Source organism: Pseudomonas mosselii (assembly GCF_003205295.1).
In the GTDB taxonomy this organism is placed as follows: Bacteria; Pseudomonadota; Gammaproteobacteria; order Pseudomonadales; family Pseudomonadaceae; genus Aquipseudomonas; species Aquipseudomonas mosselii_B.
In genome coordinates, this window is the sequence record NZ_QJRP01000006.1 from 135,927 (window position 1) to 158,741 (window position 22,815).

At 59.2% G+C, this 22,815-nt stretch carries 22 protein-coding genes; all 22 read left to right on the forward strand.

Annotated elements, in window-relative coordinates; translation table 11 throughout:
* Positions 1-18: 18 nt before the first annotated feature.
* The 22 genes from DMX06_RS08305 to hcnB all read left to right on the forward strand — a co-directional run bounded on the left by DMX06_RS08305 (position 19) and on the right by hcnB (position 22,813).
* On the forward strand, positions 19-810 hold the full coding sequence (locus DMX06_RS08305; RefSeq protein ID WP_011536509.1) for a ParA family protein: 792 nt from the start codon (positions 19-21) through the stop codon (positions 808-810).
* Between the two features lie 9 nt (positions 811-819).
* The gene (locus tag DMX06_RS08310) at positions 820-1,692 is read left to right on the forward strand and encodes a ParB/RepB/Spo0J family partition protein (protein ID WP_110736140.1); all 873 of its coding nucleotides are present in this window, start codon (positions 820-822) and stop codon (positions 1,690-1,692) included.
* A gap of 149 nt (positions 1,693-1,841) precedes the next feature.
* The gene (locus DMX06_RS08315; RefSeq protein ID WP_011536507.1) at positions 1,842-2,249 is read left to right on the forward strand and encodes a F0F1 ATP synthase subunit I; all 408 of its coding nucleotides are present in this window, start codon (positions 1,842-1,844) and stop codon (positions 2,247-2,249) included.
* A gap of 16 nt (positions 2,250-2,265) precedes the next feature.
* The gene (gene atpB, locus DMX06_RS08320; protein ID WP_110736142.1) at positions 2,266-3,135 is read left to right on the forward strand and encodes a F0F1 ATP synthase subunit A; all 870 of its coding nucleotides are present in this window, start codon (positions 2,266-2,268) and stop codon (positions 3,133-3,135) included.
* Between the two features lie 144 nt (positions 3,136-3,279).
* Positions 3,280-3,537 (forward strand): F0F1 ATP synthase subunit C, encoded by a 258-nt coding sequence (atpE, locus tag DMX06_RS08325; RefSeq protein ID WP_003097235.1) that lies wholly within the window; start codon positions 3,280-3,282, stop codon positions 3,535-3,537.
* A 57-nt stretch (positions 3,538-3,594) separates the two neighbouring features.
* Positions 3,595-4,065: a F0F1 ATP synthase subunit B gene (locus DMX06_RS08330; protein ID WP_023383136.1), complete on the forward strand. Its 471-nt coding sequence runs from the start codon at positions 3,595-3,597 to the stop codon at positions 4,063-4,065.
* A 12-nt stretch (positions 4,066-4,077) separates the two neighbouring features.
* Positions 4,078-4,614: a F0F1 ATP synthase subunit delta gene (locus DMX06_RS08335; protein ID WP_023628561.1), complete on the forward strand. Its 537-nt coding sequence runs from the start codon at positions 4,078-4,080 to the stop codon at positions 4,612-4,614.
* A gap of 21 nt (positions 4,615-4,635) precedes the next feature.
* Complete coding sequence (gene atpA / locus DMX06_RS08340) at positions 4,636-6,180, forward strand: F0F1 ATP synthase subunit alpha (protein ID WP_038707082.1); 1,545 nt, start codon at positions 4,636-4,638, stop codon at positions 6,178-6,180.
* A gap of 48 nt (positions 6,181-6,228) precedes the next feature.
* Positions 6,229-7,089, forward strand: coding sequence for a F0F1 ATP synthase subunit gamma (gene atpG / locus DMX06_RS08345; RefSeq protein WP_028690020.1), 861 nt, complete (start codon positions 6,229-6,231; stop codon positions 7,087-7,089).
* 27 nt (positions 7,090-7,116) lie between these two features.
* Positions 7,117-8,493, forward strand: a complete 1,377-nt coding sequence (gene atpD / locus DMX06_RS08350) for a F0F1 ATP synthase subunit beta (protein ID WP_028690019.1) — start codon at positions 7,117-7,119, stop codon at positions 8,491-8,493.
* Between the two features lie 44 nt (positions 8,494-8,537).
* Positions 8,538-8,957 (forward strand): F0F1 ATP synthase subunit epsilon, encoded by a 420-nt coding sequence (locus DMX06_RS08355; RefSeq protein ID WP_011536500.1) that lies wholly within the window; start codon positions 8,538-8,540, stop codon positions 8,955-8,957.
* A gap of 121 nt (positions 8,958-9,078) precedes the next feature.
* Positions 9,079-10,446: a bifunctional UDP-N-acetylglucosamine diphosphorylase/glucosamine-1-phosphate N-acetyltransferase GlmU gene (glmU, locus tag DMX06_RS08360; RefSeq protein WP_110736144.1), complete on the forward strand. Its 1,368-nt coding sequence runs from the start codon at positions 9,079-9,081 to the stop codon at positions 10,444-10,446.
* 286 nt (positions 10,447-10,732) lie between these two features.
* Entirely contained in the window at positions 10,733-11,500 is a 768-nt protein-coding gene (locus DMX06_RS08365) for a DeoR/GlpR family DNA-binding transcription regulator (RefSeq protein WP_110736146.1), read from the forward strand.
* Positions 11,501-11,512: 12 nt separating this feature from the next.
* Positions 11,513-13,348: a glutamine--fructose-6-phosphate transaminase (isomerizing) gene (glmS, locus tag DMX06_RS08370; RefSeq protein ID WP_110736147.1), complete on the forward strand. Its 1,836-nt coding sequence runs from the start codon at positions 11,513-11,515 to the stop codon at positions 13,346-13,348.
* A gap of 670 nt (positions 13,349-14,018) precedes the next feature.
* Entirely contained in the window at positions 14,019-14,981 is a 963-nt protein-coding gene (locus tag DMX06_RS08375; RefSeq protein ID WP_110736149.1) for a proline dehydrogenase family protein, read from the forward strand.
* 198 nt (positions 14,982-15,179) lie between these two features.
* Positions 15,180-16,241 (forward strand): threonine aldolase family protein, encoded by a 1,062-nt coding sequence (locus DMX06_RS08380; protein ID WP_110736151.1) that lies wholly within the window; start codon positions 15,180-15,182, stop codon positions 16,239-16,241.
* On the forward strand, positions 16,238-17,542 hold the full coding sequence (locus DMX06_RS08385; protein WP_110736152.1) for an ATP-grasp domain-containing protein: 1,305 nt from the start codon (positions 16,238-16,240) through the stop codon (positions 17,540-17,542). The genes DMX06_RS08380 and DMX06_RS08385 overlap by 4 nt, the downstream gene beginning before the upstream one ends.
* A gap of 62 nt (positions 17,543-17,604) precedes the next feature.
* A complete protein-coding gene (locus tag DMX06_RS08390) occupies positions 17,605-18,762 on the forward strand; it encodes an MFS transporter (RefSeq protein ID WP_258378815.1) in 1,158 nt (385 codons plus the stop codon).
* On the forward strand, positions 18,749-19,864 hold the full coding sequence (locus DMX06_RS08395; protein WP_181427798.1) for an aminotransferase class V-fold PLP-dependent enzyme: 1,116 nt from the start codon (positions 18,749-18,751) through the stop codon (positions 19,862-19,864). The genes DMX06_RS08390 and DMX06_RS08395 overlap by 14 nt, the downstream gene beginning before the upstream one ends.
* Positions 19,865-19,952: 88 nt before the next feature.
* Positions 19,953-20,939: a guanitoxin biosynthesis L-arginine gamma (S) hydroxylase gene (gene gntB / locus DMX06_RS08400; protein ID WP_110736158.1), complete on the forward strand. Its 987-nt coding sequence runs from the start codon at positions 19,953-19,955 to the stop codon at positions 20,937-20,939.
* Positions 20,940-21,107: 168 nt separating this feature from the next.
* Complete coding sequence (gene hcnA, locus DMX06_RS08405; protein WP_110736160.1) at positions 21,108-21,422, forward strand: cyanide-forming glycine dehydrogenase subunit HcnA; 315 nt, start codon at positions 21,108-21,110, stop codon at positions 21,420-21,422.
* Positions 21,419-22,813 carry a cyanide-forming glycine dehydrogenase subunit HcnB gene (hcnB, locus tag DMX06_RS08410; protein WP_110736162.1) on the forward strand — a complete coding sequence of 465 codons (1,395 nt, stop codon included), beginning with the start codon at positions 21,419-21,421 and terminating at the stop codon, positions 22,811-22,813. The genes hcnA and hcnB overlap by 4 nt, the downstream gene beginning before the upstream one ends.
* Positions 22,814-22,815 lie beyond the last annotated feature (2 nt).

A 22,815-nucleotide genomic window follows, 5' to 3' on the forward strand; every position in this document is an offset into this window, starting at 1 on the left:
CTGGGAACACACGCAACAATGGCTAAGGTATTCGCAATCGCGAACCAGAAGGGTGGTGTGGGCAAGACCACCACCTGCATCAATCTCGCCGCATCGCTGGCCGCGACCAAGCGTCGCGTGCTGCTGATCGACCTCGATCCACAGGGCAACGCCACCATGGGCAGCGGTGTGGATAAACACGAGCTCGAGCACTCGGTGTACGACCTGCTGATCGGGGAATGCGACCTGGCCCAGGCCATGCACTACTCCGAGCACGGCGGTTACCAGCTGTTGCCGGCCAACCGCGACCTGACCGCCGCCGAGGTGGTCCTGCTGGAAATGCAGATGAAGGAGAGCCGCCTGCGCAATGCGCTGGCGCCGATCCGCGAGAACTACGACTACATCCTCATCGACTGCCCGCCGTCGCTGTCGATGCTGACGCTCAACGCCCTGGTCGCCTCCGATGGCGTGATCATCCCCATGCAGTGCGAGTACTACGCGCTGGAAGGTCTCAGCGACCTTGTGGATAACATCAAGCGCATCGCCGCCCGGTTGAACCCGGAGCTGAAGATCGAAGGCCTGCTGCGGACCATGTACGACCCGCGACTGAGCCTGAACAACGATGTTTCGGCGCAGCTCAAGGAACACTTCGGCGACCAGCTGTACGACACGGTAATCCCGCGCAACATTCGCCTGGCCGAGGCGCCGAGCTTCGGCATGCCGGCCCTGGCCTACGACAAGCAATCCCGTGGCGCGCTCGCCTATCTGGCGCTGGCCGGGGAACTGGTCCGCCGTCAGCGCCGTCCATCACGCATTGCACAGACAACTTAAGGAATCCGCATGGCCATCAAGAAACGCGGTCTCGGACGTGGGTTGGATGCACTGCTCAGTGGTCCTTCCGTCAGCGCGCTCGAGGCGCAGGCTGTCAAGATCGACCAGAAGGAACTGCAACACCTGCCGGTCGAGCTGATCCAGCGCGGCAAGTACCAGCCGCGCCGCGACATGGATCCCGAGGCGCTTGAGGAACTGGCGCACTCGATTCGCACCCATGGCGTCATGCAACCGATCGTGGTACGCCCGATCGGCGACAACCGCTACGAGATCATCGCCGGTGAGCGCCGCTGGCGCGCCACCCAGCAGGCCGGCCTGGACACCGTTCCGGCCATGGTCCGCGAAGTGCCCGACGAAGCCGCCATCGCCATGGCGTTGATCGAGAACATCCAGCGCGAGGACCTCAACCCACTGGAAGAGGCGCTCGCCCTGCAGCGTCTGCAGCAGGAGTTCGAGCTGACCCAGCAGCAGGTAGCGGACGCCGTCGGCAAGTCGCGGGTGACCGTGGCCAACCTGTTGCGCCTGATCTCGCTGCCCGAGGCGATCAAGACCATGCTCGCCCATGGCGACCTGGAGATGGGGCACGCCCGCGCCTTGCTCGGTCTTGAGGAAGATCGCCAGGAGGAAGGGGCGCGTCACGTTGTCGCACGCGGACTCACGGTGCGCCAGACCGAGGCACTGGTGCGTCAGTGGCTCAACGGCAAACCTGAGCCGGTCGAGGCGAGCAAACCTGATCCGGATATCGCCCGTCTTGAACAGCGGCTGGCAGAGCGCCTGGGCTCGGCGGTACAAATCCGCCATGGCAACAAGGGCAAGGGCCAATTGGTTATCCGCTATAACTCGCTCGACGAGTTGCAAGGCGTGCTTGCTCACATCCGCTGAAACAATTCCTGTTGTAGCGCGCAGTCGGAAATCACTACCGAAGAGTTGAATAGGGGTTAATCCACCCCTATACTCTGCGCGCATTTTGTCGGCACAAATTATGCCAAGTCATTGCTGACTAGGCGGTCGACTTTCGAGGAGCAGTTGTGATGGAAATCCGCACGCCAAACCGCCTGCCTTTCCATCGCTGGGCGGTTTTTCCGGTACTGCTGGCTCAGTTTGTCGTGCTGCTGCTGGCAACGTTGGTGTTGTGGCAGTGGAAAGGGGTGGTCAGTGGATATTCAGGTCTCTGCGGAGGGCTGATTGCCTGGCTGCCCAATGTGTATTTCGCCTGGAAGGCTTTTCGCTTCAGCGGAGCCCGGGCGGCGCAGGCCATCGTCAAGTCGTTCTACGCGGGCGAGGCAGGCAAGATGATTTTGACGGCAGTGCTGTTTGCACTGACCTTCGCAGGAGTGAAGCCATTGGCGCCGTTGGCAGTATTCGGCGTCTTCGTGCTGACCCTTTTGGTCAGCTGGTTCGCGCCCCTGCTGATGAATAAAAGACTTTCGAGACCTTAGGGCGTTTGAGGCAACCATGGCAGCAGAAACCGCTTCGGGCTATATCCAGCACCACTTGCAGAACCTGACCTACGGTCAACTACCAGACGGCAGCTGGGGCTTCGCCCATTCGGCTGCAGAAGCCAAGGCAATGGGCTTCTGGGCGTTCCACGTGGACACTCTCGGCTGGTCCGTTGCGCTGGGTCTGATCTTCCTGTTCATTTTCCGCATGGCGGCCAAGAAGGCGACTTCCGGCCAACCGAGCGGTCTGCAGAACTTCGTGGAAGTGCTGGTGGACTTCGTCAACGGCAGCGTGAAGGACTCTTTCCACGGCCGTAGCCCGGTGATTGCCCCGCTGGCGCTGACCATCTTCGTCTGGGTCTTCCTGATGAACGCCATCGACCTGGTGCCGGTCGACTGGATTCCTCAGCTGGCCATCCTGATCTCCGGTGATCCGCACATTCCGTTCCGCGCGGTGTCGACCACCGACCCGAACGCGACCCTGGCAATGGCCTTCTGCGTGTTCGCCCTGATCATTTTCTACAGCATCAAGGTCAAGGGCCTGGGTGGCTTCCTCGGCGAGCTGACCCTGCACCCGTTCGGCAGCAAGAACATCTTCATGCAGATCCTGCTGATCCCGGTGAACTTCCTGCTCGAATTCGTCACCCTGATCGCCAAGCCGATCTCGTTGGCCCTGCGTCTGTTCGGCAACATGTACGCCGGCGAGCTGGTGTTCATCCTGATCGCGGTGATGTTCGGCGCCGGCATCCTCTGGCTCAGCGGCCTGGGTGTGGTGCTGCAGTGGGCGTGGGCCGTGTTCCACATCCTGATCATCACCCTGCAAGCTTTCATCTTCATGATGCTGACCATCGTCTATCTGTCGATGGCTCACGAAGATAACCATTAAGACCGCCTGGCGTGTCTGATAGCCTTCCCCGCCCGTTTGGGGGGAGGGCTTAAAAAGTCCGCAAGGGCATGCTGTACCAAACGATTTGTTTTACCGCTTCAAACTAAAAACCTAACCAATACGACGTAAAAGTCGGGAGGAAAGATGGAAACTGTAGTTGGTCTGACCGCTATCGCTGTTGCTCTGCTGATCGGCCTGGGTGCTCTGGGTACCGCCATTGGTTTCGGCCTGCTGGGCGGCAAGTTCCTGGAAGGCGCTGCTCGCCAGCCAGAAATGGTTCCGATGCTGCAGGTCAAAATGTTCATCGTTGCCGGTCTGCTCGACGCCGTAACCATGATCGGTGTTGGTATTGCTCTGTTCTTCACCTTCGCGAACCCCTTCGTTGGTCAGATCGCCGGCTAATCACTCGTTCTTACGAGTTGATTGGTGTGATGGACAAAGACCGAGCGAGGTGTTGGCGTGAACATTAATGCAACCCTGATTGGCCAATCCGTTGCTTTTCTGATTTTTGTACTCTTCTGCATGAAGTACGTATGGCCTCCGGTCATCACTGCCCTGCAAGAGCGCCAAAAGAAGATTGCCGACGGCTTGGACGCTGCCAACCGCGCAGCTCGCGACCTGGAGCTGGCCCAAGAGAAAGCGGGTCAGCAACTGCGTGAAGCGAAGGCACAGGCAGCCGAAATCATTGAGCAAAGCAAGAAACGCGCTGCTCAGCTTGTCGAGGAAGCCCGTGAACAGGCTCGCGTCGAAGCTGACCGTGTGAAGGCTCAGGCTCAAGCCGAGATCGAACAGGAACTGAACAGCGTCAAAGACGCCCTGCGTGCCCAAGTGGGTGCCCTGGCCGTTGGCGGTGCTGAAAAGATCCTTGGCGCCACAATCGATCAAAACGCGCATGCGGAGCTGGTTAACAAACTGGCCGCTGAAATTTAAGCGAGGGCGATCATGGCAGAACTGACCACGTTGGCCCGACCTTACGCTAAGGCTGCCTTCGAGCATGCCCAGGCCCATCAGCAACTGGCCAATTGGTCAGCCATGCTCGGCCTGGCTGCTGCGGTGTCGCAAGACGACACCATGCAGCGCCTGCTCAAGGCCCCGCAACTGACTAGCGCAGAAAAGGCCGCCGCATTCATTGAAGTGTGCGGTGACAAGTTTGACGCCAAGGCACAGAATTTCATTCATGTTGCCGCGGAAAACGAACGTCTCCTGCTTCTGCCGGAGATTTCGACTCTGTTCGACCTGTACAAGGCCGAGCAAGAGAAGTCCGTGGACGTGGAAGTCACCAGTGCTTTTGCGTTGAACCAAGAACAGCAAGACAAACTCGCCAAGGTTCTCAGTGCACGGTTAGGCCAGGAAGTGCGCCTGCACGCGTCGGAGGATGCCAGCCTGATCGGCGGCGTCGTCATCCGCGCTGGCGACCTGGTAATCGACGGTTCGGTTCGCGGGAAAATCGCGAAACTGGCCGAAGCCTTGAAATCTTGAGTTTGAAGGGGCAGCAGAGCAATGCAGCAACTCAATCCTTCCGAAATTAGTGAAATCATCAAGGGCCGCATCGACAACCTCGATGTCGGCTCCCAAGCCCGTAACGAAGGTACCGTCGTTTCGGTTTCCGACGGCATCGTGCGGATCCACGGTCTGGCCGACGTCATGTACGGCGAAATGATCGAGTTCCCTGGCAGCGTATTCGGCATGGCCCTGAACCTGGAGCAAGACTCCGTAGGTGCAGTGATCCTGGGTGCCTATGACACCCTCGCCGAAGGCATGAGCGCCAAGTGCACCGGCCGCATCCTGGAAGTTCCGGTTGGTAAGGAACTGCTGGGTCGCGTCGTCGACGCACTGGGTAACCCGATCGACGGCAAAGGTCCTCTGGGCAACACCCAGACCGACGCGGTCGAGAAAGTAGCTCCAGGCGTGATCTGGCGTAAGTCGGTAGACCAGCCTGTACAGACTGGCTACAAGTCCGTCGACGCCATGATCCCTGTCGGCCGTGGCCAGCGCGAGCTGATCATCGGTGACCGTCAGATCGGCAAGACCGCCATGGCCATCGACGCCATCATCAACCAGAAAGACTCCGGTATTTTCTGTGTTTATGTTGCAGTCGGCCAGAAGCGTTCCACCGTTGCCAACATCGTTCGCAAGCTGGAAGAAGCTGGCGCCCTGGCCAACACCATCGTGGTCGTTGCCAGCGCCTCGGAATCCGCCGCACTGCAGTTCCTGGCGCCTTACGCCGGCTGCACCATGGGCGAGTTCTTCCGTGACCGCGGTGAAGACGCCCTGATCGTTTACGATGACCTGTCCAAGCAGGCCGTTGCCTACCGTCAGATCTCCCTGCTGCTGCGCCGTCCACCAGGACGTGAAGCGTACCCAGGCGACGTGTTCTATCTCCACTCCCGTCTGCTGGAGCGTGCATCGCGCGTTTCTGAAGAGTACGTCGAGAAGTTCACCAACGGTGCCGTAACCGGCAAGACTGGCTCGCTGACCGCTCTGCCGATCATCGAAACCCAGGCTGGCGACGTTTCCGCGTTCGTTCCGACCAACGTGATCTCGATCACCGACGGTCAGATCTTCCTGGAATCGGCCATGTTCAACGCAGGCATCCGTCCTGCCGTTAACGCCGGTGTGTCGGTATCCCGTGTTGGTGGTGCCGCCCAGACCAAGATCATCAAGAAGCTGTCCGGTGGTATTCGTACCGCCCTGGCCCAGTACCGTGAACTGGCGGCCTTCGCCCAGTTCGCTTCGGACCTGGACGAGGCTACCCGCAAGCAGCTGGAGCATGGTCAGCGCGTTACCGAGCTGATGAAGCAGAAGCAGTACGCGCCAATGTCGATCGCCGACATGGCCCTGTCGCTGTACGCCGCTGAGCGTGGTTTCCTGACCGACGTAGAAGTCTCCAAGGTTGGCAGCTTCGAGCAAGCGCTGATCGCCTACTTCAACCGTGATCACGCCGAACTGATGGCGAAGATCAACGTGAAGGGTGACTTCAACGACGAAATCGACGCTGGCATGAAAGCCGGTATCGAGAAGTTCAAGGCCACCCAGACCTGGTAAGCCGCAGCGGGGGCTCCGGCCCCCGCTTGCTAACCTGATAGGTGATACATGGCAGGCGCAAAAGAGATTCGCAGTAAGATTGCGAGCATCAAAAGCACGCAAAAAATTACCAGCGCCATGGAGAAAGTGGCGGTCAGCAAGATGCGCAAGGCACAAATGCGCATGGCTGCTAGCCGTCCTTACGCGGAGCGTATCCGCCAGGTGATCGGTCATCTGGCCAACGCCAACCCGGAATACCGTCACCCGTTCATGATCGAGCGCCCAGTAAAGCGCGCTGGTTATATCGTGGTGAGCAGTGACCGTGGTCTGTGCGGTGGCTTGAATACCAACCTGTTCAAGGCCCTGGTCAAGGACATGAACGAAAACCGCGAACAGGGCGTTGAAATCGACCTGTGCGTGATCGGCAGCAAGGGTGCGACTTTCTTCCGCATCTTTGGCGGCAACGTCGTAGCTGCGATCAGCCACCTGGGCGAAGAGCCATCGATCAATGATCTGATCGGCTCCGTCAAGGTGATGCTGGACGCCTACCTGGACGGCCGCATTGATCGCCTCTCGGTGGTTTCGAACAAGTTCATCAACACCATGACCCAAAAACCGACGGTAGAGCAGTTGGTACCGTTGGTGGCAACCCCGGATCAGGAACTCAAGCACCACTGGGACTACCTGTACGAACCCGACGCAAAAGAGCTGCTGGACGGCTTGATGGTGCGTTACGTGGAGTCGCAGGTCTACCAGGCGGTGGTCGAGAACAACGCTGCTGAACAAGCGGCCCGGATGATCGCCATGAAGAACGCCACAGACAACGCCGGTGATTTGATCAAAGAGCTTCAGTTGATCTACAACAAGGCGCGTCAGGCTGCGATCACCCAGGAGATCTCGGAAATCGTCGGCGGCGCTGCCGCGGTTTAACGGTTCAAAAATTCAGAGGATCCAGCTATGAGTAGCGGACGTATCGTTCAAATCATCGGCGCCGTCATCGACGTGGAATTCCCACGTGATGCCGTGCCGAGTGTTTACAACGCGCTGAAAGTACAAGGCGCGGAAACCACCCTGGAAGTTCAGCAGCAGCTGGGCGACGGCGTGGTTCGTACCATTGCGATGGGCTCGACCGAAGGTCTGAAGCGCGGTCTGGATGTCGTCGACACCAAGGCTGCCATCTCGGTACCTGTCGGCAAGGCAACCCTGGGCCGTATCATGGACGTCCTGGGCAACCCGATCGACGAAGCCGGTCCAATCGGCGAAGAAGAGCGTCGCGGTATCCACCAGCCAGCGCCTTCGTTCTCTGACCAGGCGGGCGGCAACGACCTGCTGGAAACCGGCATCAAGGTTATCGACCTGGTCTGCCCGTTCGCCAAGGGCGGTAAGGTTGGTCTGTTCGGTGGTGCCGGCGTCGGCAAGACCGTTAACATGATGGAACTGATCCGTAACATCGCCATGGAACACAGCGGTTACTCCGTGTTCGCTGGTGTGGGTGAGCGTACTCGTGAGGGTAACGACTTCTACCACGAGATGAAGGACTCCAACGTTCTCGACAAGGTAGCGCTGGTCTACGGTCAGATGAACGAGCCACCAGGAAACCGTCTGCGCGTAGCGCTGACCGGCCTGACCATGGCTGAGAAGTTCCGTGACGAAGGTAACGACGTTCTGCTGTTCGTCGACAACATCTATCGTTACACCCTGGCCGGTACCGAAGTATCCGCACTGCTGGGCCGTATGCCTTCGGCAGTAGGTTACCAGCCGACCCTGGCCGAAGAGATGGGCGTTCTGCAAGAGCGTATCACTTCGACCAAGGAAGGTTCGATCACCTCCGTACAGGCCGTATACGTACCTGCGGACGACCTGACCGACCCGTCGCCAGCGACCACCTTCGCCCACTTGGACGCCACCGTCGTTCTGTCCCGTGACATCGCTTCCCTGGGTATCTACCCAGCGGTCGACCCACTGGACTCGACTTCGCGCCAGCTGGACCCGAACGTGATCGGCACCGAGCACTACGAGACCGCTCGTGGCGTTCAGTATGTTCTGCAGCGCTACAAAGAGCTGAAGGACATCATCGCGATCCTGGGTATGGACGAACTGTCCGAAGCCGACAAGCAACTGGTTGCCCGCGCTCGTAAGATCCAGCGCTTCCTGTCGCAGCCGTTCTTCGTGGCCGAAGTCTTCACCGGCTCGCCAGGCAAGTACGTTTCGCTCAAGGACACCATCGCTGGCTTCAGCGGCATCCTCAAAGGTGACTACGACCACCTGCCAGAACAAGCGTTCTACATGGTCGGCAGCATCGACGAAGCGATCGAGAAAGCCAAGAAACTGTAATCCCGGCGCCCCGCAAGGGGCGCTAATCAGGTTGAGGCAAGCAGATGGCTATGACAGTCCATTGCGATATCGTCAGCGCGGAAGGAGAGATCTTCTCCGGCCTGGTCGAGATGGTAGTCGCGCACGGTAACCTGGGTGATCTTGGTATCGCTCCGGGCCACGCGCCGCTGATCACCAATCTCAAGCCTGGTCCGATCACGCTGACCAAGCAAGGTGGCGATCGTGAGGTGTTCTACATCTCCGGTGGCTTCCTCGAAGTGCAGCCGAACATGGTCAAGGTTCTTGCCGACACCGTGCAGCGCGCTGCCGACCTGGACGAAGCTCAGGCTCAGGAAGCCCTCAAGGCTGCTGAGAACGCGCTGAACGCGAAAAGCTCGGACTTCGACTACGGTGCTGCTGCCGCACGTCTGGCCGAGGCTGCAGCTCAGCTGCGTACTGTCCAGCAATTGCGCAAAGGTAAGTAATCCGGCCTTGGCCGCTTACTGCCGTTGCGATTGAGTTAAAGGGTAGCCTCGGCTACCCTTTTTCTTTTTCTGAAATTCCCTTTGGTCATGTCCCAGACCGCCCAGGATTGGTAGCCAGTCAATGTCTCTCGATATCGTCATTCTTGCCGCAGGCCAAGGTACCCGCATGCGTTCCGCGCTGCCGAAGGTCCTGCACCCGGTCGCCGGAAACTCCATGCTCGGCCACGTTATCCACAGCGCACGCCAGTTGCAGCCCAAAGGCATTCATGTGGTTATCGGCCATGGCGCGGAGCTGGTGCGTGAGCGCCTGGCCGCCGACGATCTCAATTTCGTCATGCAGGACAGGCAACTGGGTACCGGCCATGCGGTAGCCCAGGCGTTGCCGGCGATCACTGCCGACACCGTGTTGGTGCTTTACGGTGATGTGCCGCTGATCGAGGTGGAAACCTTGCAGCGCCTGCTGGCCAAAGTCAGCGAGCAGCAACTGGGGCTGCTCACCGTGACCTTGCAGGACCCGACTGGCTACGGTCGCATCGTGCGTGACGCGGCGGACAATGTGACCGCGATCGTCGAGCACAAGGACGCCAGCGAAGCGCAGAAGACAATCAAGGAAGGCAACACTGGCATCCTCGCCATGCCTGCCGCACGCCTGGCCGACTGGATGGGCCGGCTGTCCAACAATAACGTCCAGGGGGAGTACTATCTCACCGACGTGATCGCCATGGCCGTGGCCGATGGCCTGGTGGTCGCCACCGAGCAGCCCCATGACCCCATGGAAGTGCAGGGCGCCAACGACCGTCGCCAGCTGGCGGAGCTCGAGCGTCACTACCAACTGCGTGAAGGTCGCCGCCTGATGGCCCAGGGCGTCACGCTGCGTGATCCGGCGCGCTTCGATGTGCGTGGCGAGGTGACGGTCGGTCGCGACGTGCTGATCGACATCAACGTCATTCTCGAAGGCAAGGTGGTGATCGAGGACGACGTGCAGATCGGCCCCAACTGCGTGATCAAGGACAGCACCCTGCGCAAGGGCGTGGTGGTCAAGGCCAACAGCCATCTTGAAGGCGCGGTGCTGGGCGAGGGCAGCGATGCCGGTCCGTTCGCTCGTCTGCGTCCGGGTAGCGTCCTGGAAGCCCGCGCCCATGTGGGTAACTTCGTCGAGCTGAAGAACGCGCATCTGGGCGAGGGCGCCAAGGCTGGTCACCTGACCTACCTGGGCGATGCCGAGATCGGTGCTCGTACCAATATCGGTGCCGGCACCATCACCTGCAACTACGACGGCGCCAACAAGTTCCGCACCGTGATGGGTGAGGACGTGTTCATCGGCTCCAACAATTCGTTGGTGGCACCAGTGGAAATCCAGGCGGGGGCCACTACTGCGGCGGGCTCGACCATCACCCAGACGGTTGAAGCCGGGCAGTTGGGCGTGGCCCGTGCACGCCAGCGCAACATCGAAGGCTGGAAGCGGCCGGAGAAGATCAAGAAGAGCTGAGTTATCCACAGCAGTTTCGATCGAAAGCCGGCTTATGTGAATAAGCCGGCTTTTTATTGGGTGCCGTATCGCGGTCCCCTGTAGGAGCGGCCTTGTGTCGCGAAAGGGGTGCGAAGCGCCCCCAGATCTGCGCATCAAGCTGATATTGCCGGGGCCGCTATGCGGCCCTTTCGCGACACAAGGCCGCTCCTACAGGGACCGCGCCAGTGCAGAGAGAAACTTGACGAATCCTCCATCTTAGGTTTTGATTGCAACACTTATCTTTCGAATCGAAACTTAAACTGACATGTCGAAACGAAACACCCCCCAGCGCCGCCACAACATCCTGACTCTGCTCAACGAGCAAGGCGAGGTGAGCGTCGACGCCCTGGCCAAGCGTTTCGAAACCTCCGAAGTGACCATCCGCAAGGACCTCGCCGCCCTGGAGGCCAACGGCTTGCTGCTTCGCCGTTACGGTGGCGCGGTGACCATGCCCCAGGAACTGCTGGGCGACACAGTCCAGCCGGTGTCCCTGTACAAGCAGGCCATCGCCCGGGCGGCGGTCGGACGCATCCGCGAGCATGCGCGCATCATCATCGACAGCGGTAGCACCACGGCGGCGATGATCCCGCAGCTCGGGCGCCAGCCAGGCCTGGTGGTGATGACCAACTCGCTCAACGTGGCCCGCGCCATCAGCGAGCAGGAGCATGAGCCTGTGCTACTGATGACCGGTGGCACCTGGGACCCACACTCTGAGTCCTTCCAGGGCCAGGTGGCCGAGCAGGTACTACGCTCATACGACTTCGACCAGCTGTTCATCGGTGCCGACGGCATCGACCTGGAGCGTGGTACCACCACCTTCAATGAGCTGCTGGGGTTGAGCCGGGTCATGGCCGAGGTGGCACGCGAGGTGATCGTCATGGTCGAGTCGGACAAGGTCGGCCGCAAGATCCCCAACCTCGAGCTGCCCTGGGGCAGCGTCAACACCCTGATTACTGATGATCGCCTGCCCGCCGAGGCACGCGACCGGATTCAAGCCCGCGGCATCACCCTTATCTGCGCCGCTATCAGCTAGGAGCAACATCTTATGTGTGGAATCGTTGGTGCCGTTGCCGAGCGCAATATCACAGCCATCCTCATCGAGGGCCTCAAGCGCCTGGAATACCGTGGTTATGACAGCGCCGGCCTTGCGGTCTTCACCCAGCAGGGCGAGCTGCAGCGTCGCCGTCGCATCGGTAAGGTCAGCGAGCTGGAGACGGCGGTTGCCGCCGATCCCCTGGCTGGGCAGCTGGGCATTGCCCATACCCGCTGGGCGACCCATGGTGCGCCAACCGAGCATAATGCTCACCCGCACTTTTCCGGCCATGAAGTGGCGGTGGTTCACAACGGCATCATCGAGAACCATGAAGAGCTGCGTGAAGAGCTAAAGGGCATTGGCTATGTCTTCGTCTCGCAGACTGACACCGAAGTGATCGTCCATCTTATCCACCACCTGCTCAAGGACATTCCCGACCTGACCGAGGCGCTCAAGGCTGCGGTCAAGCGGCTGCACGGCGCTTACGGCCTGGCGGTGATCAGCGCCAGCCAGCCGGACCGGCTGGTCGCTGCACGCAGCGGCAGCCCGCTGGTGATCGGCCTGGGCCATGGCGAGAACTTCCTGGCCTCGGACCAACTGGCCCTGCGCCAAGTTACCGACCGCTTCATGTACCTGGAGGAAGGCGACATTGCCGAGATCCGCCGTGACCAGGTTCAGATCTGGGATCAGGCCGGTCATCCGGTGCAGCGCGAGACGGTGCAGTACCACGAAGGCGCCGAAGCCGCCGAGAAGGGTAACTACCGCCACTTCATGCTAAAGGAAATTCACGAGCAGCCCACCGTGGTGCAGCGTACCCTGGAAGGGCGCCTGGGCAAGGACCACGTAATGGTCCAGGCGTTCGGCCCACAGGCTGGCGAACTGTTTGCCAAGGTGCGCAACGTGCAGATCGTCGCCTGCGGCACCAGCTACCACGCCGGCATGGTCGCCCGCTACTGGCTGGAAAGCCTGGCCGGCATCCCTTGCCAGGTGGAAGTGGCCAGCGAGTTCCGCTACCGCAAGGTGGTGGTGCAGCCCGACACCCTGTTCGTCTCCATCTCGCAGTCCGGCGAGACCGCCGACACCCTGGCGGCCCTGCGCAATGCCAAGGAGCTGGGTTTCCTCGGCAGCCTGGCGATCTGCAACAAGGGCATCAGCTCGCTGGTGCGTGAATCCGACCTGACCCTGCTGACCCTGGCCGGGCCGGAGATTGGCGTCGCCTCGACCAAGGCCTTCACCACCCAGTTGGTATCGCTGATGCTGCTGACCCTGGCCCTTGGCCAGGTGCGCGGTACCTTGGAGGCTGGTGTCGAAGCCGAGCTGGTAGACGAACTGCGCCGACTGCCGGCCCGCCTGAGCGAGGCGCTGGCAATGGATGGCGTGGTCGAGAAGATCGCCGAGCTGTTCGCCGACAAGCACCACACCCTGTTCCTCGGCCGCGGTGCCCAGTACCCGGTGGCGATGGAAGGTGCGCTCAAGCTCAAGGAAATCTCCTACATCCACGCCGAAGCCTACCCGGCCGGTGAACTCAAGCATGGCCCGCTGGCGCTGGTGGACAGCGACATGCCGGTTGTGACCGTGGCGCCGAACAACGAACTGCTGGAGAAGCTCAAGTCGAACCTGCAGGAAGTCCGCGCCCGTGGTGGGGAACTGGTGGTGTTTGCCGACGAGCAGGTGGGCATGAGTAATGGTGAAGGCATTCATGTGATCAACGTGCCGCACATCAATGATGCGCTGGCGCCGATCCTCTACACCGTCCCGCTGCAGCTATTGTCTTACTACGTGGCGGTACTCAAGGGTACGGATGTCGATCAACCACGTAACCTCGCCAAATCCGTCACTGTGGAATGACGCTTGTGGTGGGCTTGACCTGACGCAATATAGCTCACGCCGCAATATTTATAGTTGAGCTGTTGATGTAAAGGCCTGGTGAGCGTTCATGCCAGGCCTTCCTTCCTCCCGAGCGCGTTCATGCGCTGTTCAAACCTCAATTTTCAATATTGCCAATTTAATTAAATAGATGGCGATCCTGACAGATTCGAGCACATTTATAACACTCGTTTGAATAGTTTAAACGCGTGTTCCGGGTGCGACGGCGATACATAATGTGAAGAAAACGACCCCTCAAACGATGGCTACCCTGCGCCTCGTGCCACGCTCGGCGTATTTAGTACTTTCCACTGCAGGTTCTGCAAAAATCATAACGTTCTGAAATAGTTTGATTTTTTACCTGGTCCTGCTTTTTAGGTGTTTGATGGCGCTTTGATAGCCTGTGCATTGACAAGTACATTCGATTGCCTGTGCTCTGCTGTCGCTAACCGACAAGTGGGTGCTACCGTGTCGTAAAACGGTAAACATCTATTTGTACGGTTTGACGGTGATCTGCCTTTGCGTACCCATGCTGGACAAAATAAACAAAGGCTACTTAGGATTTGGCCGCTGATTGCCTTGTCCGTTTTCGGATATTGTCCAGAGGCTGTACAGAGACGTACGCCGTTGCGCTGCTCAAGGAGAGAGACTGATGGTTTCCCAGGAAACGTGTACGCTAGCCGCCGCTGCCCTCAAGAAACTTGCGATGAATAAGGTGTGCAGGGAGGCTTTCAATGAAAACTCCTTGTTCTTCAAATTGTTCGAGCCTGCCGCCAAGCGTTACTTCCTCGGCGCCGATCGCGAAGAACTGCTTCCAAAACTTCAGCTACTCGCGGGCAAAGGCTATGCGTTGAGCGTTGAATACGTGGGAGAGGAGAACGCCGACCCTGTTGTCGTCCAGCGCTTCGTCGATGAGTATCTGGCCTCCATCAAGCCATTCGTCGGGGCCGGTCTCAAGCCCCAACTGAGCTTCGACCTGAGCGCTGTCGGCCTGGCCTTGTCACAGGATACCGCCTACAGGAACGCTGCCACGATCATTTCCGCTGCCGCCGAGCATGACATTCCCGTCATGATCAGCATGGAGCATGCCGCCTCTGTGGACCGGATCCTCGAGGTCTACGGGGAACTGGCGCCTGAATACGCAAACGTTGGCGTGACCCTCCAGGCCTACCTGCATCGCACGCTCGATGACCTGCCGAAGGTTCTTGGCCATGGGCGCAAGGTCAGGTTGGTCAAGGGAGTTTACAACGAACCCCAAGAAGTCGCATTGCCACGTGGCGAGGCGCTTGATCAACGTTATTTGCAGATGTTGCGCACGATACTTGACGCGGGTGTACCTGTTAGTTGCGCGACCCAGGATCCAGCCTTGATTCCCCGTATCCTGGCAGAGCCTCGTGGTTCTGCGAGTCTGGAACTGGAAATGCTGCATGGCGTGCAACCAGCCTTGATGCGCCAGGCCAAGGAGGCGGGTCTGCCTTGTCGCATCTATGCCGTGTACGGTGGTAGCTGGTATTTGCACTTCCTGCATCGCCTGGCGGAATCGCCTCAGGAAATGCTGGGGGCGCTGGCCGATTTCAGCGATCCATCCCGTGTTGTATTTGGGGCTGGATACTAATCGACCTTGTCATTTGTTGATCAAACGAATGATCTGTCTTGATAGCCGAATGCATTGAAAGTGAGAGGTATCGATAATTGCTCATACCTCATTCTGTCATTTTCGGTAATTGGCTAAGTCTCTATTAATACACGTGAATGCATCACGCGGTTTACCGTGTGAAAAGCATGCCTTGCACATGATAAAAAGGAAGTCGACATGTTCATTGACCTCAGAAGTGATACTGTGACAAAGCCCACGGAGGGCATGCGTAAGGCAATTTACGAGGCCGAGGTCGGTGACGATTGTTTCGGCGAAGATCCAAGTGTCCGTGCCCTGGAAGAATATTGTGCGCACTATTTCCAGAAGGAAGCCGCGCTGTTCACCACCGGGGGCACGTTGAGCAACCAACTGGCAATCAAGGCCATGACCCGGCCAGGCGATGAAATTTTCCTGGACGCCTCCTACCATATTAATTTTTATGAAGCGGCTTCGACGTCGGCATTTTCAGGTGTGAACTTTTCCCTGACCCGTCATGACGATGGCCTGTTCGACGTTGCCGATCTGGAGCGCCTGTACGCATCCAAGTGCCGTTGGAACCAGAACTATGCAATGCCGCGAGTCGTTGTTGTGGAAAATACGTTGGGTTGCAAGGGGGGCGCTGTATTTCCGCTTGAACAGATGAATCGCGTGTTCTCCTATGCCAAGCAAATCGAAGCCTACCGCTACCTGGATGGCGCACGCATTCTGCATGCCTCCATTGCGACTGGTATCGACGTGACGTCCTACACCGACAACGCCGACCTGCTGTCCATGTGTCTGTCCAAGGGGCTTGGAGCGCCGGTCGGCTCGATCATGATGGGATCGCGCGAGCTCATCCAGCAAGTCAGGAAGTACCGCAAATGGTTTGGTGGTGACCAGCACCAGGCCGGCATGATGGCGGCCGCGGGACTGTATGCCATGCGCAACAACATCGAGCGCCTGGCCGAGGACCATGAGCACGCGGCGCTGCTGCATGAACAGCTCAGTACCATGGAGGAGGCGCGCTCCGGCTACAAAGGCACCAACATGGTGACCCTGGATATTTCCCGTCTTGGCGTTACACCGATGCAATTTGCCGAACGGCTCAGGGAGCAAGGTGTGGGCGGGCTTCCCTACAACGACAAAGAGATTCGTCTTGTCCCGCATATCAATATCGATCGTGCGCAGGTCATCAAGGCTGCGCAGCTGATCAAATCATTGGTGCGTGATCTTGCCCATGCCACGGAGGCCGTCAAATGATCTACAAGAAGAATGTGGTCCTGGTGGTGGATGCGTACTCTATCGGTAGCCTGATTGCACCGGCTTTCCTCTCCCGAGGTTACGAATGCATTCATGTTCGCTCGACGGACAATGTCAATGCGTTCTACGAGTCGTGGTTTCGACCGGCTGATTTTATCGCTGACTTGCATTATCACGGCGACGCGTCACTCGAAGAGGCGCTGAGTCAGTACACCGTTCAATTTGTCCTGGCCGGTTGCGAGTTCGGCGTTGAACTGGCGGCTCACCTGGCCGCGCATTTAAATGTCGCACGTCACAACGACCCGGCACACGCTGTACGCTGGCGAAACAAATATGAAATGCACGAGGCGCTGAAACGCGCGGGCGTTCGTTCGATCAAGCATTTTCGCTCGGCGGACCTGGGCGAAATCCAGACATGGATCGATGAGCAGGATCTTTTCCCGGTCGTCTTGAAGCCAATCAGCAGTGCGGGCTCCGATAACATCCATATCTGTACCGATGCCGCCGAGGTTGAACATGCCTTCGCAACCATCAAGGGCAGTCGCAACATTTTTCTCGCGCAGAATGAGCAGGTCCTGGTCCAGCAATACCTGGATAACGCCGATTTTCATTCAGAGCTGAAGGCGGACAAGGGGCGCGATGTTGATATCGAATATTGTGTCAACACCGTCAGTGTGGACGGTCAGCACTTCGTCAGTGAAATCATTCGGGTCTACCGCACCCGTATCGGTGCCGCGCCGGTGCATGACTACAACCAATTGATGTGTCCCGTGGACAATCATGATGTGTACAGCCGGTTGTCCGAGTATGTCTTTTCGGTCCTGGATGCCTTGGGTATCAAGCAAGGGGTCGGACACAGCGAACTGATGATCGTCAATGATCAGCCGGTACTGCTCGAGACCGCCGCCCGGATGCCCGGAGGGATCGACCTTTCAGCCTATACCCGGGCTTTGGGACATAATCAGCTCAATCTGTGGGTGGAGTCGCTGGTCAATCCACAAGGTTTTCTGGACTACCGGGCCAAGCCCCGAAAGAAGCTGTTCTTCCATTCCAGTTGCGTTTTCCTCATTGCACGTACCGGTGGAGGCATCAAGCGACATCCCGATGTCGCCGTGTGGAAGCACATTCCTGGGTTGCACAGCATCAAGATCCAGCATGAGGGCGTGCTCAGCGAGACCAACTCGTTGGAGAACTCTCCCGGGCATGTGTTCATTCTGGACAAGGATCGTTCTTCCATTCAGGACAGCATCCAGTTGTTGCGCGAGGCCGAGTCGGCGATCTACCAGGGCATGCTGGCATGAAACCGGGGACGGCCGAACTCAGGCTGGCTGAGGGCAGGGTGTACACCAGACCGGTAATGGTCATGTTGTCGGCCACTTTCATCCTGACACTTGCGCGGGCAATGACGCTGCCCTATCTGGTGATCTACTGCGCGCAGCGGTTCGGTCTTGGCGTCGCCGATGTCGGACTGGCGTTGGGCGGGGCACTGATGGCGAGCTCCGTGCTCAGCCTATATGGAGGGTTCCTGGTCGACCGATTTTCCAACCATCGGGTCCTGGTGGTAGCCGGAAGTCTGTTTGCCCTGGCGTTTGGCGCCGCCTTCCATACCCACTCGCTAGCGCTGTTCATTCTGGCAATCGTGGTGGTCAACCTTGCCTATGCGGTCATTGATATCGCTATCAAGGCGGGCATCGGCACGTTGGTTGCCGTGCAAAGAAGGGGAGCGGTGTTCTCGGTCAAGTACACACTTACCAACATCGGATTTGCCGCGGGGCCATTCCTGGGGGTTCTACTGGCCAAGGCGGGGCCTGGATTGCCATTCGCGGCTGCGGGTTGGGTCGGGGCGGGTTTCGTTCTGCTGTATGCCTTGTTCGGAACCAAGGTGGACAAAGCGGCTTGCGATGCTCCACCACAGACAGGATTCCTCGAGGTAATGGGGTATCTGCTCAAGGACTGTCGGCTGGTGTGCTTTACCTTGGGCGGGCTGCTCAGCGTCGTCGTATTCGGCCAGTTCTCAGCTTATCTGTCCCAGTACCTGCTGGTGATCAGTACGCCGGAGCACACCTACCAGACCATCAACTATCTGGTAACCACCAACGCCTGCGTGGTCATTGGTCTGCAGTACCTGGTGGGGTCGCGGATCAACCAGAACAACCTGTTCCGCATGCTGTGCCTGGGCATGCTGTTCTTCCTGGTGGGGCTGATCGGCTTCAGCCAGGCAGGCCAGGTGCCGTTCTGGGTCATCGCGATGATCGTGTTCACCATTGGTGAAATCATCATCATTCCCACCGAGTACCTGTTCATCGACTTCATCGCACCCGCACATCTGCGAGGCATCTACTACGGCGCACAGAACCTGTCGAACCTCGGCGCGGCCTTGGGGCCGATGCTTTGTGGGTTGGCACTTTCGATGTATCAGCCACAGGTCATGTTCTATGTGTTGTGCCTGTGCGTGGTGCTGGCCACAGGGTTCTACTACATGGGTTGCAAGGCCAAGGACGGTAAAGATGATTCACTTTAATACCGCTGGCGCGGGTGTGATGTCGGCGCAGGCATTGGAGGTGATGCAGACCTTCCTGCAAAGTGAGCGTGAGCATGGCGCCTATGAGGCCGAACTGGCCGGTTCGGCAGTGCTGGAGCACCAGATCTACGCCAACGTCGCACGCCTCATCGGGGCACGACCGGCGGACATCGCCCTGTTCGACAGTGCGACCAAGGCCTGGGTGACGGCGCTCGATGCCCTGGATTGGAAAGGCGGCGACCGTGTGCTGGTGACGCCTTATGAGTATGCGGGCAACCTGATCGCACTGGATCGATTGCGCCAGCGCCATGGTGTGGTGGTCGAAGTCATTCCGTTGCTGGGAAATGGCGATCTCGACCTGACGTGGCTGGCTGAACATCTACGAGAAGACGTCAAGCTTGTCTCGATCGTTCATGTACCTTCCTGCTGCGGCATCGTCAATGACGTGGAGAGCATAGGCACGCTGTTGCAGGGGCACCCATGTGTGTTTTTCCTCGACGCCTGTCAATCGGTGGGTATGTTGCCGATCGATGTCAAAAGCATCGGTTGCGATGTGCTGACGGCGGCCGGGCGCAAGTTTCTCTGTGGCCCCAGAGGCACCGGATTTGCCTATTTGTCCAAAGCATTCCGTGCCGTTGCCGCGCCGAGATTCACCGATTTGCACCGGGCGACCTTCACCATGGCCGATGGTGTGCGCCTGGATCAGGAAGATGCCCGTTGCTTTGAGTACGCAGAGCGAAACAGTGCCGCGCTCATGGGCCTGAACATCGCTGTGCAGGATCGCCTGAGGGGCGGTTATGTCGATGATTGTGCGGCTTACCGATTCCTGGTGGAGGAACTCAAGGGTGATGCGCATCTGCAATTGATCCTTCCAGGCGTGCGGCAACGCGCAATCGTTTCGTTCTTCCATGACGCAATGCCCGCAGCGGAAGCCGTCGCCAGGCTTCGCGCCAATGGCATCAACTGTTGGGCAGGCCACGCCTCACATACGCCCTACTTCATGAACGGCCGGGGTGAGCGGTTTGTGCGGGTCTCGCTGGGACACGGCAGCACCGTTTCACAAGCCGAACAGTTCATGCGCCTGCTGCGAAACATGCATTAGACCCAAGCGGCCACGACGGCACCTTGGCCAGACCTGCGCCAAGTGCTGGAGGCCTTCCATCGCCTCGACTTACGAACAGGGACTTTCGATGAACGATGTGAACAGATTCAAACCGTCGACCGAGATCAAGGAGCGCTTGCGTCCTTTGTACAAGAAGGACAATTGGCACTGGGCGCTTGCGCTTTCGCTCGATCTGGCAGTGATCGGACTTGCGGTATACCTGAGCCAGCAGAGTCCCTACTTCTACCTCCTGACCGTACTCCTGATCGGCTCACGTCAACGGGCGCTCGCCTCCTTGTTGCATGAAGCGGCGCATATGACCTTGATGAACAACAAGGTGCTCTGCCGGGTCATCGGTGAGTATCTGCTTGCCTACCCGATCTTCCAGAACTATGAGGCGTATCGCCGTTCTCACGTGCAGATGCATCACCATCACCTGGGGGACCAGCACACGGATCCCGATCACAGGTACTACATCGACTCTGGTCTGTATGCCGCCAGTGACCGACTGGATTTTCTCCTGCGCCATCTGCTCAGGAGCATCACGCTGACCAACACATCGCAGTACTTCGTCTATCTGGTGAAGAATCGCGCGGGCGATGTCGTGGCCAAGCCGGTGCAAGGCCTCAAGTTGCTTCTGGTGCACGCGGTGATACTGGCGGTGTACTGGTATTCGGTCGGACCGTGGGGCTATCTGTTGTTCTGGCTCGTGCCGTACTTCACCGCGTTTCAAGTTATCGGCTGGTTCTCCGAAATCTCCGAGCACTTCGGCATGTTCGGGGTATACAAGGATGAAGTGAAGCTGACGCGCAACCGTTTTCCGAACCTCTTGGAACGGCTGTTCATCGGTATGCACGGCGACAACTATCACCTGACACACCATCTGTTTGCCGGAGTGCCTTTCTGGAACCTTGCCAAGGCACACAGGGTGTTGATGGACGACCCCGACTACGCCGAGGCCAATCTCGGTTGTGGGGGAATCTTCACTGCGAAGGGCGATGCGAGGTCGAGCCTTGCGCAGATTTTCGAAGCTTACCGTAGCGGTAAGATCAGCGCAGTGATGACCGCGGAGTGACTTTTCATGGCTAATTCGTTCCAGAAATGGCGCATTAGCCATCTGCGTGACTCTCCGTCCATCAAATGACAAGACCTGTGGTGTGGTTGTCATGGCATAGGTCATATTTTGCTGTCGGAATCTGCCTTACCTTCTCGATCCTGTTTAAACAACAAGGACGACGAGGTAATGCTGATGCTGGAAAGGAAACTCGATATTCAGCCACTGTCGGGTGAAGACCTGACGATTCATCTGAACGGTCTTCCAGTGGTTGTCGCACCAGGGGAGACCGTGCTGACCGTCTTGAACGCCGTCGGGCTGCGCCAGGTTGCCCGCAACGATCATGGCCAGCTCAGCGGTGCCTTCTGCGGCATGGGCGTCTGCCACTGCTGCCTGGTGCAGATCGATGGTCGTCCCAAGCGTCGCGCCTGCCAGACCATCGTCAAGCCGGGCATGAGTATCGAGACCGAGGTCAATCGCGTGCAAGAGGAGGCCCACCCATGAGCCTTCGTCCTGTGATCGTCGGTGGCGGTTCGGCCGGCATGGGCGCCGCCATCGAGCTGGCTGAACATGGCGTGGATTGCCTGCTGTTCGACGAGGCCTCGCGCCCCGGCGGCGTGGTCTATCGCGGCCCGCTGCGCGCGGGTGTCGACCTGGGTTACCTGGGGCCGCGCTACACCAAGGCCCTGACCCGGCTGCATGAAGATTTCGCCGCCTGCGCCGAGCGCATCGACCTGCGTCTGAACCATCGCGTTGTGGGCGGAGACGATCAACGGTTGATGGTGCTCGACAGTGACGAGCAACTGCACGAGATCGACTACTCGCACCTGCTGCTGGCCGCCGGATGCCACGAGCGCAACGTGCCGTTCCCCGGCTGGACTTTGCCCGGTGTGATCCTGCTCGGCGGCTTGCAGCTGCAGATCAAGAGTGGCGTGGTCAAGCCACTGGGCAGCACGCTGATTGCCGGTACCGGGCCGTTGCTGCCGCTGGTCGCCTGCCAGCTGCACGCCGCCGGCGCCAAGGTGGCCGGCGTGTACGAGGCCTGCTCGTTCAACCGTATCGCCAAGGAAAGCCTGGCGTTGATGAACAAGCCGCAGCTATTCCTCGACGGCCTGAGCATGCTGGCCTACATGAAGCTCAACGGCATCCCCATGCATTACGGCTGGGGCGTGGTGGGCGCCACGGGTGATGGCGAGTTGCAGGAGGTCCAGGTCGCCCCCTACACCCAGGACTGGCAGCCGGACATGACCCGCATCCAGCGCGAGCAGGTGCGCACCCTGGCGGTTGGCTACGGCTTCATTCCGCGGACCCAGCTCAGCCAGCAACTGGGCCTGGCCCATGGTTTCAGCGAGGACGGCTACCTGCGCGCCGAGTGCAACGTGTGGCAGCAGAGCAGCCAGCCGAACATCCACCTGGCCGGCGACATGGCCGGTATTCGCGGTGGCGAGGCGGCGATGCTCACCGGGCGTATCGCCGCGGTGTCGATGCTGCAGCAGATGGGCAAGCTCGATGCCGAGCAGGCGATCGAGCGCCGTGAGCGTTTCCTGGGCAAGCTGGCGGCGATCAAGCGTTTCCGCTCCGGGGTGGAACGCTACACCGCGCGCGGCGCGGCGCAGATCCAGCTACCTCAGGCCGACACGGTCATCTGTCGTTGCGAAAACGTCACCCGCGACCAGATCGACCTGGCCCTGGAGCAGGGCGTCGAGGATATGGCCAGCCTGAAGATGCGCACCCGGGTAAGTATGGGCGACTGCCAGGGGCGCATGTGCGTCGGCTACTGCAGCGACCGTCTGCGCAGCGCCACCGGACGTCCGGACGTGGGCTGGCTGCGCCCGCGCTTCCCGGTGGACCCGATCCCGTTTTCCGCATTCGAACAACTCGGCACGGAGGCCTGAGC

Bases quoted from the DNA above. Each gene is read 5' to 3' on its own strand.
- DMX06_RS08305 (WP_011536509.1), top strand. From the start codon at position 19: ATGGCTAAGGTATTCGCAATCGCGAACCAGAAGGGTGGTGTGGGCAAG.
- DMX06_RS08310 (WP_110736140.1), top strand. From the start codon at position 820: ATGGCCATCAAGAAACGCGGTCTCGGACGTGGGTTGGATGCACTGCTC.
- DMX06_RS08315 (WP_011536507.1), top strand. From the start codon at position 1,842: ATGGAAATCCGCACGCCAAACCGCCTGCCTTTCCATCGCTGGGCGGTT.
- atpB (WP_110736142.1), top strand. From the start codon at position 2,266: ATGGCAGCAGAAACCGCTTCGGGCTATATCCAGCACCACTTGCAGAAC.
- atpE (WP_003097235.1), top strand. From the start codon at position 3,280: ATGGAAACTGTAGTTGGTCTGACCGCTATCGCTGTTGCTCTGCTGATC.
- DMX06_RS08335 (WP_023628561.1), top strand. From the start codon at position 4,078: ATGGCAGAACTGACCACGTTGGCCCGACCTTACGCTAAGGCTGCCTTC.
- atpA (WP_038707082.1), top strand. From the start codon at position 4,636: ATGCAGCAACTCAATCCTTCCGAAATTAGTGAAATCATCAAGGGCCGC.
- atpG (WP_028690020.1), top strand. From the start codon at position 6,229: ATGGCAGGCGCAAAAGAGATTCGCAGTAAGATTGCGAGCATCAAAAGC.
- atpD (WP_028690019.1), top strand. From the start codon at position 7,117: ATGAGTAGCGGACGTATCGTTCAAATCATCGGCGCCGTCATCGACGTG.
- DMX06_RS08355 (WP_011536500.1), top strand. From the start codon at position 8,538: ATGGCTATGACAGTCCATTGCGATATCGTCAGCGCGGAAGGAGAGATC.
- glmU (WP_110736144.1), top strand. From the start codon at position 9,079: ATGTCTCTCGATATCGTCATTCTTGCCGCAGGCCAAGGTACCCGCATG.
- DMX06_RS08365 (WP_110736146.1), top strand. From the start codon at position 10,733: ATGTCGAAACGAAACACCCCCCAGCGCCGCCACAACATCCTGACTCTG.
- glmS (WP_110736147.1), top strand. From the start codon at position 11,513: ATGTGTGGAATCGTTGGTGCCGTTGCCGAGCGCAATATCACAGCCATC.
- DMX06_RS08375 (WP_110736149.1), top strand. From the start codon at position 14,019: ATGGTTTCCCAGGAAACGTGTACGCTAGCCGCCGCTGCCCTCAAGAAA.
- DMX06_RS08380 (WP_110736151.1), top strand. From the start codon at position 15,180: ATGTTCATTGACCTCAGAAGTGATACTGTGACAAAGCCCACGGAGGGC.
- DMX06_RS08385 (WP_110736152.1), top strand. From the start codon at position 16,238: ATGATCTACAAGAAGAATGTGGTCCTGGTGGTGGATGCGTACTCTATC.
- DMX06_RS08390 (WP_258378815.1), top strand. From the start codon at position 17,605: ATGTTGTCGGCCACTTTCATCCTGACACTTGCGCGGGCAATGACGCTG.
- DMX06_RS08395 (WP_181427798.1), top strand. From the start codon at position 18,749: ATGATTCACTTTAATACCGCTGGCGCGGGTGTGATGTCGGCGCAGGCA.
- gntB (WP_110736158.1), top strand. From the start codon at position 19,953: ATGAACGATGTGAACAGATTCAAACCGTCGACCGAGATCAAGGAGCGC.
- hcnA (WP_110736160.1), top strand. From the start codon at position 21,108: ATGCTGATGCTGGAAAGGAAACTCGATATTCAGCCACTGTCGGGTGAA.
- hcnB (WP_110736162.1), top strand. From the start codon at position 21,419: ATGAGCCTTCGTCCTGTGATCGTCGGTGGCGGTTCGGCCGGCATGGGC.